Below are 16,426 nucleotides of genomic sequence, written 5' to 3' on the forward strand. Positions count from 1 at the left end.
CAAAGTCGTTGAGGGGGAACGGGGCAGCTCGGCAGCTAGTTACCCGCGCCGTTCGCCTGCGCCGCGTGGGTGATCACGCGGTCGATGAAGCCGTACTCGAGGGCCTGCTGCGCGGTGAACCAGCGGTCACGATCGGCGTCGATGGTGACCTGCTCGATCGGCTTGCCGGTGTGCAGCGACTGCAGCTCGTTGAGCTCACGCTTGGTGTGCGCGAACTGCTCGGCCATAATCGCGATATCGGCCGCGGAACCACCGATACCCGCCGACGGCTGGTGCATCATGATGCGTGCATGCGGCAGGGCGTACCGCTTGCCCTTGGTACCGGCGGTGAGCAGGAACTGACCCATCGATGCGGCCAAGCCCATGCCGTATGTGGCGATATCGCACTCGGCGAACTGCATGGTGTCGTAGATGGCCATACCCGCGGTCACCGAACCACCGGGCGAGTTGATGTAGAGCGCGATGTCGCGGGTGGGGTCCTCCGCCGTGAGCAGCAGGATCTGCGCGCACAGTTTGTTGGCGATGTCGTCGTCGACCTGAGTGCCGAGGAAGATGATGCGCTCACGCAGCAGGCGCTCGTACACCGAATCACTGAGGTTCAGACCAGCAGTCGCGGATGTCATGACGACCCCTGCCTTGTTCATTGTCACGGATACCTGCCTTCTCTTACCGGCTCGTTGCTGATACCGAACAGCCATCTCTGGTTCGCTTGTCACAAACATTAACGAAGCCGGGCGGCACCGAACTCCCGGTACCGCCCGTCTTCGCTCACAGCGCAATCTCGCTGACGCTCGATTGCACTGTGCGCGAGAGCGCACTGTGTTCTTGGTTCACTCGCTGCGCTCGCTCACAGCGCAATCACCAAACCACACGAGTCCAGATCACGCTGCTCCTCCATGGAATTATTCGGCGCTCGCGGCGGTGGTCTCTTCGGTGCCCTCCGGCTCGGAACCCTCAGGGGCACCGAACATTTCGGCGGTGTCCACGGCGTTGCCGTCGGAGTCGGTGACCTTCACCTTGCCGACCACACCGGCCAGCGCCTTACCGCGACGCACGTCCGCGAAGACCGCGCCGAGCTGGCCCGCCTGCTGCACCTGCTGGATGAACTGCTCGGGCGAGAGGCCGTAGCGCTGCGCCTGGAACAGGATCCGCTCGGTGAGCTCCTCCTGGCCGACCTGGGTGTTGTCCGCCTCGGCGATGGCGTCCAGCAGCAGCTGGGTCTTCACCGACTTCTCGGCGGACTCCTTGGTGTCCTTGTCGAATTCCTCGCGGCTGGAGCCCTGGGCCTCGAGCGCCTCGGCGAGCTTGGCCTCGTCGTGGTCGAAGCCGTGCACGGCATCGTGCACCACGGCGTCGATCTCGGCCTGCACGACCGCCTCCGGCAGCGGCACCTCGACCTGCTCGAGCAGGGTCTCGAGCACCTTGTCACGGATCTGACCGGCCTGCTCGACCTTCTTGACGCGCTCGACCCGGTTGCGCAGGTCTTCCTTCAGCTCGTCGAGGGTGTCGAATTCGCTGGCCAGCTGGGCGAAGTCGTCATCGGCCTCGGGCAGCTCGCGCTCCTTGACCGAGCGCACGGTGACGGTGATGACCGCCTCCTTGCCCGCGTGCTCACCGGCGACCAGGGTCGAGGTGAACTCCTTGGACTCGTCGACCGAAAGCCCGGTGAGCGCCTCGTCCAGGCCTTCGATCAGCTGACCGGAGCCGACCTCGTGGGACAGGCCGGTGGTGGCTGCCTCCGGCACGTCCTCGCCGTCGACGGTGGCCGACAGATCGATGGAGACGAAGTCGCCGTCCTGGACCGGCCGCTCGACGCCGGTCAGGGTGCCGAAGCGCTGGCGCAGCGACTGCAGCTGCTCCTCGATGTCTTCGTCGCCGATGGTGAACGAGTCGACGGTCACCTCGATGCCGTCGTAGGCGGGCAGGGCGATCTCCGGGCGCACGTCGACCTCGGCCGTGAACGCCAGCTCCTGGCCGTCCTCGATCTTGGTGATCTCGATCTCGGGCTGGCCGATGACCTTGACCTCGGAGGTGGTGACGGCCTCGCTGTAGCGACCGGGCAGCACGTCGTTGACGACCTGCTCGAGGATCGCGCCGCGGCCCAGGCGGGCCTCGATGAGCTTGGCCGGGGCCTTGCCCGGACGGAAGCCGGGGATGCGGACCTGGTTGGCCAGCGCCTTGTAGGCCTTGTCGAAGTCCGGCTTCAGCTCCTCGAAAGGCACCTCGACGTTGATCCGGACCCGGGTCGGGCTCAGCTGCTCGACGGTGCTCTTCACGGACATGCTCCTTGTTCGTTGGTTCTGGTCGACTTGCTTGTGGCCGACTTGCTGGGGGTAATCACGAGCGAAATCGCCGCACGGCTCAACGTGCGTATCTCGACCAGGTTAGTTGACCCGTCGCGGCGGGCTGCAGGCAGCACCACCGCCGCCGACCGCGCGTCGCGATTACTTGCCGACGCCGACCGCGTCGGTGACGAAGACCAGCGTTTCGTTGGGCTTGATGCCGTTGCCGCCCGCGCCGTAACCGAGGTTCGGCGGGATGATCAGCAGCCGCCGCGCACCCGCCTGCACGCCGACCAGCCCCTGCTCCCAACCCGGAATGACCTGTCCGGCACCGAGCGTCAGCTGGAAGGGCTTGCCGCGGTCGAACGAGCTGTCCAGCTTCTTCTTATCCGACCAGGTGATCAGCGTGTAGTTCATGGTAAGCGGCTGACCGGCGACCGCACCGGGACCGCTGCCCGCAACGAGATCCTTGACGAGGAGCTGGGTCGGCGGGGTGCAGGTGTCCGGGATGGTGATCTTCGGCGTCGCGCCGAAACCGCCCACCACCACGACGTCGTCGGCGGTGCATTCGGCGCCGGTGTTCTGCGCGGGCAGCTGACCGAAGGTGGGCTGCGCCGATGCCGCGGCGGCCGATGAGGTGGCCGCAGACGTGGTGGCGGACGAGCCCTTGTCATCATCCGAGCCACAGGCAGCCAGCGCGAATGTCGCCGCGGCGATGGTGCCGATACCGATGATCCTGCGCAGTGTTTGCATGCGGCGGACCATAATCCACCGCGACTCGCACGGCCCAACCACCCGCCGATAGCGCGACGACGGATGGCACCGGATCGGGTGACCTCCGGCACCAGACGGACCCGTCGTGGACGCGAGACCGTGAGAACCGATTGGCGCGCGCCCGCGTAGGTAGGCTGGCTGTGAATTCTCCATCCGGCGTTATCAATCGACGTCGGCAACCGCGCAGGACCCGGTAACCGGCGGTCCCTCCAGGTGCCGCCGCTGATGCCCGAGTGTGAGGAGAGTCGAGCATGACCCAGGTAGCCAGCGCCGGGGGCGATACCTCGGCCGACAATGTCGAAAGCGGCGGCGGCGCGACCGTCGCACCCCGGCCGTATCGGCTCGCTGAGGCGCCGGGACCGCTCGATCGCGCGGAACTGGAATCGCTCGACGCGTGGTGGCGGGCGGCGAATTATCTGGCGGTCGGCCAGATCTATCTGATGAGCAATCCGCTGCTGCGCGAACCGCTGCTGGCAGAACACATCAAGCCGCGGTTGCTCGGACATTTCGGCACCGTGCCCGGCCTCAATCTGGTCTGGGTACACGCCAATCGGGCGATTCGGCAGCGTGATCTCGATGCGGTCTTCGTGGCCGGGCCCGGACACGGCGGACCGGGGCCGAATGCCTGTGCGTGGCTGGAGGGGACTTATTCCGAGCTGTACAGCCATGTGCCGCAGGACGAGACCGGGATGGGCGCGCTGTTCGCCCAGTTCTCCTTCCCGGGCGGGGTACCGAGTCACTGTGCGCCGGAGACGCCCGGTTCCTTCCACGAGGGCGGTGAGCTGGGCTATTCGCTGCTGCACGCGTTCGGGGCGGCGCTGGACAATCCGGATCTGACGGTGTTCTGCGTGGTCGGCGACGGTGAGGCGGAGACCGGGCCGCTGGCCACCAGCTGGCATGCCAATAAATTCCTCAACCCGGCGCGCGACGGTGCGGTGCTGCCGATTCTCGCGTTGAATCAGTACAAGATCGCCAATCCGACCATCCTGGCGCGCATTTCGGAATCCGAATTGCTGACGCTGATGCGCGGATACGGCTATGAGCCGATCGTCGTCGCGGGCAGCGATCCCGCGAACGTGCACCAGGAAATGGCCATTGCTGTCGACACCGCTCTGGATCGCATCGCGGAGATTCAGCGGGCCGCACGCGCGGGGACCGATGGGGCGCGCCCGAGTTGGCCGATGATCGTGCTGCGCACCCCGAAGGGATGGACCTGCCCGCCGGTGGTCGACGGCGATCCGGTCGAGGGCACCTTCCGAGCACATCAGGTGCCGTTGGCGGCCGCGCGTACCCATGACGGACATCGGGCGGTGCTCGAACAGTGGTTGCGGTCGTATCAGCCGGAGGAGCTCTTCGATGAGTCGGGCAGGCCGGTAGCGGCGCTGCTCGAACTGGTGCCCGACGGTGATCGGCGGCTGAGCGCGAATCCAATTACCAACGGGGGCACGCTTGTTCGGGATCTGCGGCTGCCCGATTGGCGGTCCTATGGCGTCGAGGTGCGTAAGCCGGGCGCGACACAGCACGAGGCGACCCGGGTGCTCGGCGCCTGGCTGCGCGATGTCACCGCGCGCAATGCGGACAACTTCCTGACCTTCGCCCCCGACGAATTGGCGAGCAATCGGCTGCAGGACATTCTGCAGGTCACCGGTCGCAACTGGCAGGCCGAAATCGGCGAATTCGATGTGGATCTCGACCGCACCGGACGGGTGATCGAGGTGCTGTCCGAGCATATGTGTCAGGGGCTGCTCGAGGGATATCTGCTGACCGGCAGGCACGGGGTGTTCACCTGCTACGAGGCCTTCATCCACATCATCGACGCGATGTTCAATCAGCACGCCAAATGGCTGGACGCGAGTGCGGCGGTGCCATGGCGGCGACCCATCGCGAGCCTGAATTACCTTCTTTCATCACATGTTTGGCGACAGGACCACAATGGCTTCACCCATCAGGATCCCGGATTCCTCGATGTCGTGCTGAACAAGAAGCCATCGATCGTGCGGGTGTATCTGCCACCGGACGCGAATACGCTGCTGTCGACCTACGATCACTGTCTGCGTTCACGGCATTACGTCAATGTGGTGGTCGCCGGGAAACAGCCGCAGGCGGACTGGCTTTCGGTTTCCGATGCCGCGGTGCACTGTGCGCGCGGTGCCGGAATCTGGGGCTGGGCCGGACAGAACGACGATCTCGGCACCACGCCCGATGTCGTGCTCGCCTGCGCCGGAGATGTGCCGACGCTGGAAACGCTCGCGGCGGCGGCGATTCTGCGTGCACGCGTGCCGGAACTGCGTATGCGAGTGGTGAACGTGGTCGACCTGATGCGACTGCAACCATCGGACGAACATCCACACGGCCTGTCCGATAGCGAGTTCGACACCCTGTTCACCCGGGACCGGCCGGTGATATTCGCATTCCACGGGTACCCGTGGCTGATCCACCGACTCACCTACCAGCGCACCAACCACAGCGAGCTGCACGTGCGCGGATACAAGGAAAAGGGCACCACCACAACACCTTTCGACATGGTGATGCTCAACGATCTGGACCGGTACCACCTGGTTATGGATGTGATCGACCGGGTTCCGACCCTGCGGGAGAAGGCGGCAGGGCTGCGACAGGAGATGGTCGACGCTCGTTGGAATGCCCGCGCCTGGACTCGCGAACACGGCGAGGACATTCCAGCGGTCGCCGAATGGACCTGGCCGAACCTCAGTCTCTGATAAGCCCCGCGAAACTTCCTTGCGTGCGGTGTGCGGCTCGGCGACGATCGCAAGATGCTGTTGACGATCACCTGCACACCGCCGGAGGGCGCGGCCTGGCCCGCGACCGATCTGGGCTTCTTGCTGCACAAGAACCCGGACCGGGTGCAGGCGTTCGAGCAGTCCTATGGCACCGCGCATGTGGTGTACCCGGAGGCCACCGCGGCGCGGTGTACGGCGGCGCTGCTATTGGAGGTGGATCCGATTCGGTTGGTGCGCGGGCGATCGCGCAGCACACCGGATTTCAGTCTCGGGCAGTATGTCAACGATCGGCCGTATGCCGCGTCGTCGCTGCTGTCGGTGGCACTCGGCGCGGTCTTCCGCACGGCACTGCACGGACGTTGCGATCAGCGGCCCGAGTTGGCGCAGACGGCACTGCCCTTGCGGATCGTGTTGCCGGCGGTGCCGTGCAAGGGCGGACCGGAGGCGGCCGAGCGGGTCTTCGCGCCGCTCGGCTGGACCGTGATCGCCGAACCACTCCCCCTCGATCCGGCCTTTCCGGAGTGGGGCGATTCGCATTATGTGCGACTGGAGCTCGCCGGAACCATCCGCCTTGCCGACGCCCTCGCGCACCTGTATGTCCTGCTGCCGGTGCTCGACGGCGCCAAGCACTACTGGTTGGCCGCCGACGAGGTCGACAAACTCATTCGCGCGGGGGCCGGGTGGCTGGCCGAGCATCCGGAACGCGGCTGGATCACGCGGCGCTACCTGGCGCGACGTCAGTCGCTGGTGCGCACCGCGCTGGCGCGGCTGGCAGAGGTGGACGATGTGGAGGCCGAGGAGCTCGATGCGGTCGAGGAGGGGGGCGACGAGGCGCTGGAAGCGACTGACGGCGCGGCGGTCGCAGCCGATTGGTCGGACAGTGGACCCGAGGCCGTGGGCGATAACGCCGGACCCGGTGTTCCGGCAGCGACCCGGTCGACCGAGATCTCGGCGGCAGCGGCCGCGGAGTCGGAAGCCACGTCGGCACACGCGACGGCTGCAGAGCCAGCGGCGACCGAGGACGAAGAGCGGGCACCGTCGTTGGCGGTCATACGAAGGGCCGCGGTGCTGGCCGCGCTGCGGGACGTCGGGGCGCATCGGGTGCTCGATCTCGGCTGCGGCGAGGGTGCATTGTTGCGGGAACTACTGGCCGACAAGGGCTTTACCGAAGTTGTCGGCGTCGACGTATCGATGCGCGCCTTGAACATCACCAAGCGGCGGTTGCGGCTGGATCGGATGCCGGAGCGAGTCGCGCAGCGTTTGACGTTGCTGCAGGGTGCGTTGACGTATACCGATGCGCGGTTGCGCGGATACGACGCTGCCGTGCTGATGGAGGTTGTCGAGCACGTCGACGAGCCGCGGTTGGGTGCGCTCGAATACTCGATATTCGCTTCTGCCGCACCGGTTTCCCTAGTAGTGACGACGCCGAATGCCGAGCACAATGTGGTGTACGAGACGCTGCCCGCCGGCAAGTTCCGGCACTCCGATCACCGCTTCGAATGGACCCGTGCGGAATTCACGGATTGGGGCTCTCGCGTGGCCGAACAGTATGGCTACGCGGTGCTCTTCGTGCCCGTCGGTGTCGAACATCCCCAATTCGGCCCACCCACGCAAATGGCCCTGTTCACCAAGGCCACAACCGACAGCAGTGCGAGAGGAGCCGCGTGATGACCGAGCTATCCGTCCCGGAGCTCTCCCTCGTCGTGCTGATCGGCAGTACCGGATCCGGTAAATCGACGTTCGCGCGCAAGCACTTTCGGCATACCGCGATCGTCTCCTCGGATGCCTGTCGCGGCATTGTCAGCGATGACGAGAACGATCAGTCGTCGACGCCGGACGCATTCGCACTGCTGCACCACATCGCCGGTATCCGGCTGCGGCGCGGCCTGCGCACCGTCATCGACGCCACCAATGTCCAGCCCAAGGCGCGTCAGGAACTGATCGCGGTGGCGCGAGCCCACGACGTGCTACCGGTGGCGATCGTGCTCGACGTGTCCGATGACGTTTGCTTCGAACGTAATACGCAACGCGCGGACCGGGCGCACCTGGCCAGGCACGTGGTGTCCCGGCAGCAGCGCGAACTGCGCCGCGGCCTGCGCGGTCTGGAACGCGAGGGCTTCCGGAAGGTGTACATACTGCGTGGCGTCGAGGAGATCGAGTCGGCGACCATTGCCGACGAGAAGGCCTGGAGCGATAAGCGTGAACTCACCGGACCGTTCGATGTGATCGGCGACGTGCACGGCTGCCGCGCCGAATTGGAGACGCTGCTCGGCGAACTCGGCTACGAACTGGCGCGAGACGATGCGGGCCGGGCTGTCGGCGCGAGTCACCCGGCCGGGCGCACCGCGGTGTTCGTCGGCGATCTGGTCGATCGCGGACCGGATACCCCGGGTGTGCTGCGACTTGTCATGGGGATGGTGCGCGCGGGAACGGCGTTGTGTGTCACCGGAAATCACGAGAACAAGCTGGTGCGCGCACTCGACGGCAAGAAGGTGCGTATCGCGCACGGCCTCGCGGAATCGCTGGCCCAGCTGGAGACCGAGGACGAGGATTTCCGCAAGGCGGCGCTGGACTTCTGCCGCGGACTGATCAGCCACTACGTGCTCGACGGCGGCCGCCTCGTGGTCGCGCACGCCGGGCTCAAGCAGGAGTACCACGGGCGTGCGTCGGGCCGGGTGCGCGCCTTCGCGATGTACGGCGAATCCACCGGGGAGACAGACGAATACGGTCTGCCGGTGCGTTATCCGTGGGCCGAGGATTACCGCGGCCGCGCCACCGTGCTGTACGGCCACACGCCGGTGACGGATCTGCGCTGGGTGAACAACACACTCTGCCTGGACACCGGTGTCGTCTTCGGCGGCAAGCTCTCAGCTTTGCGCTATCCGGAGCGCGTGCCGGTTTCGGTTCCGGCCGAACGGGTTTGGTACGAGCCGGTGCGTCCGCTGCAGGCCACCACCATGGCGACGCCCGGCGGGGTAACGCACCGCGATCCCGGCGTGCTCGATCTGGACGATGTGATGGGCCGGCGGGTAGTGGAGACCCGTCAGCACGGCCGCGTCGGCGTGCAGGAGGAAAACGCCGGGGCCGCATTGGAAGTGATGAGCCGCTTCGCCATCGATCCGCGCTGGCTGGTGTACCTGCCGCCGACCATGGCGCCGTGTGCGACCACCCAGCTGGACGGCCACCTCGAACATCCCGCCGAGGCCTTCGACTACTACCGGTCCGAGGGTGTGCGACGCGTGGTGTGCGAGGAGAAGCACATGGGCTCGCGCGCAATCGTCCTCGTGACGCGCTCGGCGCAGGCCGCGGCCGATCGGTTCGGCGTCGACGACGGCAGCACCGGTGCGCTCTACACCCGCACCGGGCGTCCGTTCTTCGATGACACCGGGCGGACCGAGGAGTTACTCGCCCGGGTGCGAGCGGCGGCCGAAACAGCGGGCCTGTTCGAGGAATTGAACACCGAATGGCTGCTGCTCGATGCCGAGCTGATGCCGTGGTCGGCCAAAGCCGTTGGCCTGCTGCGTAATCAGTATGCCGCGGTCGGTGCGGCCGCCCGTGCCGCACTCGGCACCGCGACCGATCTGCTGACTGCCGCCGCCGCCCGCGGCTTGGATGTCACCGATCTCGCGGAACGTACCGCCGCACGCAAGACCGACGCGGCGGCCTTCACCACCGCCTACGGCCGCTACTGCTGGCCGGTGGACGGCCTGGCCGGTCTGCGGATCGCGCCGTTCCAAGTCCTGGCCGGTGCGGGCATCAATTATGCGGTGCGCGACCATGATTGGCATCTGTCGACGATCGACCGGCTGGTCGCCGCCGACGCCGACCTGTTCACCCCGACCGGCCGGAGGATCGTCGATCTGACCGATCCGGACAGCGAAGCCGCCGCCACCAACTGGTGGACCGAGCTGACCACGGCGGGCGGCGAGGGCATGGTGGTGAAGCCGTACGACGCGATGGTCCGTAGCGAAGGCGACCGCCTGGTCCAGCCGGGCGTGAAATGCCGCGGCCCCGAATACCTCCGGATCATCTACGGTCCGGAGTACCTGCGCGAGGACAACCTGCGCAGGTTGCGCACCCGAGGTCTGGGCCGCAAGCGCTCGATGGCCCTGCGCGAGTACGCACTGGGCCTGGAAGCGCTGGACCGTTTCGTCGCAGGCGAACCGCTGTGGCGCGTGCACGAAGCGGTGTTCGCGGTCCTCGCCCTCGAATCGGAGCCGGTCGACCCACGCCTCTGAAAGATCACGCCCGCGGCCGGTACCTGGTCATGGCTCGACCACCCGGCCGTGGGCGGACCCTTCGATGAGCTCCACGTAGGCCCGGACAACATCGGCGACCGGAGTACCCGCAGAACAGTCACGCCCGAGCGCGGTGAGGGTCTCCGAGATCCAGCCCGGACTCACCGAATTCAAGCGGATTCCGCGCGGCAGCTCGAGTGCCGCCGTGGGCACGAAGCCGCCGAGGCCCGCATTGACCGCGGCCGCGAAGGACAGGCCCGGCTCGGAGAAGGTCGAGATGCCATTGGTGAGCGTGATGGATCCGGCGTCGTTGAGGTGCCGGATGGCGTGGCGGACCAGGTGAATTTGGCCGAGGAATTTGCCTTCCAGACCGAGGAAGTACTCGTCGTCGGTCGAGTCGGCGAGTTCGGCGAGTTGACCGCTGGCGGCTACGGCGACGATCGCGTCGACATTGTCCACGGCGTCGAATAATGCGGCGATCGACGCGGGATCGGCCAGATCGACCTGGACCGGTCCGCGCCGTGAAGCGCGAACAACCTGATAATCCGGCTTCTCCTCGAGTGCATCGACGAGGGCCGATCCGATGGTTCCGGTGGCACCGATCACAACAATCTTCACAAGTTGGCCCAACCTTGTCGGGCCGCCCGCTATTCCGCCCACATAACCGGACTCAGCGCTCCGGCGGCTTCAGGCCCAGCGAACGGATGAGATGGCGAATCTCGTTGCGGTAGAGCTTTTCCGGATCGGTGGTCTGAGAGCGCAGGTGGCCGAGGATTTCCAGGGAGACCAGGCCGTGCAGGTGGCCCCAGATGCGCAGGGCGATCGCGACCGCGGCGGGTGGTAGGCCTGGGAACTCCGCCTTCACCTCCTCGACGAGTTTCGGTTCGAAGTCCGACCACTCGAAACCGTTGTCCGCGTACAGGTTTTCGGCGTGTGGCCACGCGCCTGCGGCCAAACCGGTCAAACCGGCGCACACTCGGTGCTCCGCGTCCGGGGCCGCACCGCCCTCGGGCGGCTCGTAGTTGGGCAACGGATCGCCGTAGATGAGGCGAAACCCGGCTGGGTTCGCCAAGGCCCAGTCACGAAACGCGCAAGCCCACGCGAGGATTCGGCCGGAGGCATCGGTTGCGGGACGGGCATCGCGGGCTGCCTCGACCGCATCGGCGAGTTCGGAGTACACGTCGTTGATCAGCGCGGTGATCAGGTCATCGCGGGTCGGGAAATAGCTGTAGACGGCGTTCGCGGTCATTCCCATGTCGCGCGCGATCGCCCGCAGCGTGATGGCGCCCGGTCCGCCCTCGGCCATCAACCGGAGCGCGACCTGCTTGATCTCCGCTGTCGTCTCGGAGCGTCGTAACTCCCGCCGGCTCGGCGTCGCAGTGCCCACGGCGGCAACTCTACAGCGGCGTGAGAAAACTTGACATTGCACAAATACTTCACGGCGTATAGTTTTTACACGCCGTATCATCCAGTTCGAGGAGAACCATGTTCATCGGAATCGTCGGCGCGACCGGCAATATCGGCCAGCGGGTACTCACCGAGGCCGTCGCCCGCGGCCACCACGTCACGGCGTTCACCAGGGACGCCGGCCAGATCACCACCAGCCAGCCGAACGTCACCTGGCGCAGCCTCGACATCTTCGACAGCGCGGCCATTGCCGCGGCCCTCCCAGGCATGGACGTTCTGATCAGCTGCTACCAACCGGGAAATGCGGCAGCGGATTTCGATGACACCGTCGCGCGCTCCATCGCCGATCCGACGGTCTACGCGAGTGCCGCTCGCTCACTGCTCGATGCACTGCACACGCACCCGCGCACACGGCTGATCGTCGTCGGCGGCGCGGGGAGTCTGGAGTACGAGCCCGGCCGAGTCACCGCCGATGACGACCGACGCCTCGCCGATACCCTCGAAGGACTCGGCCTCCCCCGCGAGTACGCCGCCGCGGTACGCGGCCACCGCGCCGCCCTCGATATCCTGCGCACCTCGAATCGGCTCTGGACCTACCTCAGCCCGGCCGAACTGATCGCCCCCGGCGAACGCACCGGCCGCTACCGCGTCGGCGGCGACCAGCCGGTCCGCGATACCGACGGCCACAGCCGCATTTCCATCGAAGACACCGCGGTCGCCCTACTCGACGAGGCAGAACTGCCACGATTTATCCAGCGCCGCTTCACTATCGGATATTGACCCGATGCTCCCGCAGCGATATTCGTTGCGGGAGTTCAGCTTTCGTTTTTCAACTTGCGCCAACCGCCCGCGCGGTTGTTGGCGATGATCTGCTCGAACATCGAGAGAAGGGCTGGGGTGTTCAGCTTTTCGCCTTCGTGGATTGCCACGGTGCGCCCGGTCTTGTTCTCGTGGCCGCCGGTGATGATGCCCTCGGGGTCCGGCACGATGCCGCCGTCGTAGAGGAATACATTCACGTGGGTCTTCGCCGCGAGGAGGGCACAGATATTGCCGTCCAGTACGAAGTACGGCTGGACGGTGCGTTTGATGGTCTCGACGACCTCGGGATCGGCGGCATGCACCAGCTCGCGCACCTCATGGCAGATGGCCTGCTGCCACTCGGGCAGCGGGTCGATGTAGGCGTCGACGCGCGGGTCCTTCCGATAGGGCATGCGACCGATCCAAGCACAATCCGCGCCTGATCACGCACGATTTCTGCCGACCCGATGATCGCGCGCCGAACCCACCGATCGACCCATCGCGCAAGCGACCGTCACCAAACTGTATCGGCTCATCGGCGAACCGGAACCGGAGTTCGCGTGGGTCCGTTGATCGCCGGCTGAGCGACAGCCGCACCCCTGGTCCATGGGGTGCGGCCGCCGGCATATCGCGCACGCTGACCGGCCGGGCAACGCTCAGGTCAGTCGCGCGGCCAGACGTGACGCGTTCATATGCGCGATGGCTTCGATGCTGACCATCGGGTTCACCCCCGACGAGGTCGGGAAGCAAGAGGCGTCGGCGACAACGACATTCGGCACATCCCAGACCACGCCGTCCGGATCGGTGGCCGAATCCGCGCGCGTGCCGCCCATGCGTGCCGAGCCCATGATGTGCAGTGCACCCATCGCGCAGCGGCCGGGATCGTAACCGGCACGCAGACATTCGGCGACGAAGGTGTCGTGTGAACCTGCGGCACCGGGTTCGTAGACCGGACCCGACTGGTGCCCGGAGAAAATGCGGAGGGCACCCGCGGCTTCCAAAATCTTTGCCGCACCCGCGATTCCGGCATGCATATGCGCCTGGTCGTATCCGGACAGGCGGTAGCGGACCACCGCATCGCCCGCACGGTCGACCGATACCGTGCCGTGGTCGCGGTCACGGGTGATCACTCCGACAGCGACGGTGCGCGCGAGGTTGTGCATGATCGCCCGATGCTGCGCCGCGCCGGTCCAATTCAGAAACCCGACCGTCATACCGGGCGTCAACGGCCCGGTCTCATAGATCACGCCGTACCCGTGGCCGTCGAGGTCACGATGCTCGGAGGAGTACCGCGTCTGCATGCCGCCCTCCCACGGCCGGATCTGCTCGTCGAAGGTGCCGAAGACCGCGGTGGCCGGATGCAGTCGCAGGTAACGGCCGATATTCCGGCCGGATATGCCGGAGCGGCGCAGGAGCGCCGGTGTCTGGATCGCACCCGCCGCGACGACCACCGCGCGGGCTCGGATGGTGACCGCGTCGCCCTGCGACGTAACGGCCTCGACCCCACTGGCGCCGCCCTCGCGCAGCGTGATCGTGCGCACCTCGGTATCGATCAGCAGCCTGGCGCCGTGCTCGGCGGCATCCGCGAGCCAGGTCTTGGTCACCGACCGTTTCGCACCGATACGGCATCCGAAACCGCAACGGCCGCATTCGATTCCGGCATCACAATCGCCTACATTGCGCGGCATCGCATCGACATGCCAATCCAGTGCGCGCAGGCCGCGTTCCAGGACGGTGTCACGTCCGGAGGCACCGGAGTGGTCGCCATTGACACCGAGCCTGGCCACCACCGCGTCCAGTGCCTCGGTGTACTCGTCGGCCGCGAACTGCTTGGCGCCCAGGCTCGCCCATTCCTCGCGCACATCGTCCGGCGTGCGAAACGAGGTGGTCCAGTTGACCACTGTGCCGCCGCCGAGGCACGATCCGGCGACCAGGCCGAGCTGCCCCTCCTGCGTGGTCGCCGGGCCCGGGGCGTACAGGTTCAGCAGTCCGGCGAGTTCGCCGGAGCCGAAGTCCGCGTCGTCGTAGTACCCGCCTCGTTCGACGACCACGACATCCAGCCCGGCCGCCGCGAGCACCGCCGCCGCCGTGCCACCGCCCGCACCGGAGCCGGCCACCACCACATCGCAGTCGAGCGTCGTATCGCTGGTCGGTCGCACCGGAGCCAGAGCGGGCTTCGGCGCATCGGCGAATGCGCCGAGCGGACCCGGAAATCCCATCTCCTGCCAGGCCGGATTGGTCCCGGTCGAGCCCGGCGCCGCGTAGTAGGCCGTCAACGACGCACCCTTGAGTGCCTGGAAGACCGCGCGCTTGCGGCCCAGCCGGGAGCTGCCGAGCCGCACCATGGCCTGTTCGCGTTCGTCCTGGGTGAGATCGGCGAACCTGCGCGGACCCGCCCCGATCAGCAGCCCGAAGCCACGGGAATTCCATACGCGCAGTAGGGTTTCGAAGGCGCGACGCTCCGCGGCACTCGGGTTCCGTGCGAGCAACTGCTCGACGGCATCGATGGCTCCCAGCCGCGACGCGGACGGCAGCTCCGCACCGTCCCCCGGCGCGAAGGTGTCACAGATCAGTCCGAGCGTCGTGCGCTCGGCGAGGGTCAACGCCATCGTTCTCCTACCCGGAAACAGAACGGTCATTAACTTAACCCATTCGCGTCGAATCCGCCGACGATCAGGAGACAGCGAAAAGGATCCGGAAGGTCGCACCCGCGCCGGGCGTGCGCAACAGCTGGATCCGGGCGCCGTGCGCGCCCAGGATCGCATCGGCAATGGCGAGTCCTAGTCCCGAACCGCCGGTGCGGGAACGCGATTCCGCGGCCCGGTAGAAGCGATCGAAGATGCGCGGGGCGTTCTCCGGCGCGATGCCGGGTCCGTCGTCGTGCACATCGAGTACGCCGAACTCGGACACGTCGGGCAGTACCGCACCCGCTTCGGCGGCGACCGGATCGGTCAACGCGGCCGCGGCTCTGATCCCGACGGTGACGGTGATCGACGCCTCGGATGGCGTATGCACCAGGGCGTTATTGACCAGATTCGTCACGACCTGCCGCAATCGATGCTCGTCCCCGACCACCCGAACCGGATCATCCGAACTCTCCAGACCGATGTCCCGATCCGGGGCTCGGGTAGCGGCATCGCGCACCACTTCCATCGCGAGCGCCACCAGATCGAGCTCCGCTAGATCCAGCGCCCGTTCCTGATCGGATTTGGCCAGCAGCAACAGGTCGTCGACGAGCACCCCCATCCGGATCGCCTCGCCCTCGATCCGGCTCATCATCTCGCGCACGCCCACCTCGTCGGACGCACCGCCGCGCCGATACAGCTCGGCGTAGCCGCGCACGGAGGTCAGCGGGGTGCGCAGTTCATGGGAGGCGTCGGCGATGAACGCCCGCATCCGCTGCTCGGAATCGGCGAGCTGGCGCAGTGCCGTGGAAAGCCGGGTGACCATCACATTGAACGCGGTGCCGAGCCGGCCGACCTCGGTATGCGGATCGGTCTGTGCGACACGGCGATCCAGATCTCCGGCGGCGATCGCCTCGGCCGTGTGCTCGATCCTGGTCAGCGGTCGCAGGCCGATGCGCACCAGGACCGCCGCGATCACGCAGATGGCGAGCAGCAGCGTCGCACCGGCCGCCAATTCGATCGTGCGGAGGTTGCCGGTGGTCGCCTCGGTGGTCGCCAGCGACATCGCGATCGCGACGGTACCGCCGTCGGGCTGCCATTCGGTCGCGGGCTGCACGACAGTGCGCACCCGCCAACGGATATCGCTCTTCTGGTCACCGACCGTGAACGCGGTATTCGGGCGGGCGCGCACCGATGCCGCATCCATCGCGGGCAGCGCGGGCACGGTGCTCAGCTGGGCCGGTGCGCCGAGCTTGCCGATCTGATGCCCGCCGACATCGAAGAACATGAGCCGGAAGTCCGACGGCAACTGCTCGTACTCCGGCGGCCCGGAGGGCGGGGGCGGCGGCGGCCGCTTGGTCGAAGTCATATCGCTGGCAACGCGATTCAGCTGGTCGTCCACCCGATCGAGCAGCGCGCGATCCAGCATGGTCACGCTGAGCAGCCCGAAAACGGCCATTCCGATACCGGCGATCGCGACGAGGGCCAGCAGCAGCCGGGTGCGTAAGGTCAACCGGCGAGCCCGATTCCACACCCGGCGCCCGTTCATGACTGCGCCTCGC

General features: G+C 66.8%; 12 protein-coding genes. 4 read left to right on the forward strand and 8 right to left on the reverse strand.

The genetic code is table 11. The features are described from left to right. Nucleotides 1–35: 35 nt before the first annotated feature. From ACZ60G_RS05295 to ACZ60G_RS05305, 3 genes are all read right to left on the reverse strand, one after another. Nucleotides 36–644: an ATP-dependent Clp protease proteolytic subunit gene (locus ACZ60G_RS05295; protein WP_084509095.1), complete on the reverse strand. Its 609-nt coding sequence runs from the start codon at nucleotides 642–644 to the stop codon at nucleotides 36–38. A 258-nt stretch (nucleotides 645–902) separates the two neighbouring features. Next, complete coding sequence (gene tig / locus ACZ60G_RS05300; protein WP_465807463.1) at nucleotides 903–2,276, reverse strand: trigger factor; 1,374 nt, start codon at nucleotides 2,274–2,276, stop codon at nucleotides 903–905. 168 nt (nucleotides 2,277–2,444) lie between these two features. Further along, complete coding sequence (locus tag ACZ60G_RS05305; RefSeq protein ID WP_465807465.1) at nucleotides 2,445–3,035, reverse strand: FKBP-type peptidyl-prolyl cis-trans isomerase; 591 nt, start codon at nucleotides 3,033–3,035, stop codon at nucleotides 2,445–2,447. Nucleotides 3,036–3,307: 272 nt separating this feature from the next. Here ACZ60G_RS05305 and ACZ60G_RS05310 point away from each other — a divergent pair, with 272 nt between their 5' ends. From ACZ60G_RS05310 to ACZ60G_RS05320, 3 genes are read left to right on the forward strand one after another with little or no spacing between them, the layout of a single operon-like run. After that, nucleotides 3,308–5,776, forward strand: coding sequence for a phosphoketolase family protein (locus ACZ60G_RS05310; protein ID WP_465807467.1), 2,469 nt, complete (start codon nucleotides 3,308–3,310; stop codon nucleotides 5,774–5,776). Between the two features lie 54 nt (nucleotides 5,777–5,830). After that, nucleotides 5,831–7,465, forward strand: a complete 1,635-nt coding sequence (locus ACZ60G_RS05315) for a 3' terminal RNA ribose 2'-O-methyltransferase Hen1 (RefSeq protein WP_465807469.1) — start codon at nucleotides 5,831–5,833, stop codon at nucleotides 7,463–7,465. Beyond that, complete coding sequence (locus ACZ60G_RS05320; RefSeq protein ID WP_465807471.1) at nucleotides 7,465–10,035, forward strand: polynucleotide kinase-phosphatase; 2,571 nt, start codon at nucleotides 7,465–7,467, stop codon at nucleotides 10,033–10,035. Before ACZ60G_RS05315 ends, ACZ60G_RS05320 begins: the two co-directional genes overlap by 1 nt. A gap of 27 nt (nucleotides 10,036–10,062) precedes the next feature. Here ACZ60G_RS05320 and ACZ60G_RS05325 read toward each other — a convergent pair whose 3' ends face one another. Together ACZ60G_RS05325 and ACZ60G_RS05330 are read right to left on the reverse strand one after the other, a co-directional pair. After that, complete coding sequence (locus ACZ60G_RS05325; protein ID WP_465807473.1) at nucleotides 10,063–10,653, reverse strand: short chain dehydrogenase; 591 nt, start codon at nucleotides 10,651–10,653, stop codon at nucleotides 10,063–10,065. 52 nt (nucleotides 10,654–10,705) lie between these two features. Further along, the gene (locus ACZ60G_RS05330; protein ID WP_465807475.1) at nucleotides 10,706–11,422 is read right to left on the reverse strand and encodes a TetR/AcrR family transcriptional regulator; all 717 of its coding nucleotides are present in this window, start codon (nucleotides 11,420–11,422) and stop codon (nucleotides 10,706–10,708) included. Between the two features lie 98 nt (nucleotides 11,423–11,520). Here ACZ60G_RS05330 and ACZ60G_RS05335 point away from each other — a divergent pair, with 98 nt between their 5' ends. Further along, entirely contained in the window at nucleotides 11,521–12,222 is a 702-nt protein-coding gene (locus ACZ60G_RS05335) for an NAD(P)-dependent oxidoreductase (protein ID WP_465807477.1), read from the forward strand. Between the two features lie 35 nt (nucleotides 12,223–12,257). On the opposite strand, the gene ACZ60G_RS05340 is transcribed toward ACZ60G_RS05335, so the two are convergent. The 3 genes from ACZ60G_RS05340 to ACZ60G_RS05350 all read right to left on the reverse strand — a co-directional run bounded on the left by ACZ60G_RS05340 (nucleotide 12,258) and on the right by ACZ60G_RS05350 (nucleotide 16,413). Further along, nucleotides 12,258–12,653 carry a DUF1801 domain-containing protein gene (locus ACZ60G_RS05340; protein ID WP_465807479.1) on the reverse strand — a complete coding sequence of 132 codons (396 nt, stop codon included), beginning with the start codon at nucleotides 12,651–12,653 and terminating at the stop codon, nucleotides 12,258–12,260. 243 nt (nucleotides 12,654–12,896) lie between these two features. Next, nucleotides 12,897–14,849, reverse strand: a complete 1,953-nt coding sequence (locus ACZ60G_RS05345) for a GMC family oxidoreductase N-terminal domain-containing protein (RefSeq protein ID WP_465807481.1) — start codon at nucleotides 14,847–14,849, stop codon at nucleotides 12,897–12,899. Between the two features lie 64 nt (nucleotides 14,850–14,913). Then, nucleotides 14,914–16,413 (reverse strand): sensor histidine kinase, encoded by a 1,500-nt coding sequence (locus ACZ60G_RS05350; protein WP_465807483.1) that lies wholly within the window; start codon nucleotides 16,411–16,413, stop codon nucleotides 14,914–14,916. Between the last annotated feature and the right edge of the window lie 13 nt (nucleotides 16,414–16,426).

This window comes from Nocardia sp. NPDC102475 (genome assembly GCF_055584605.1).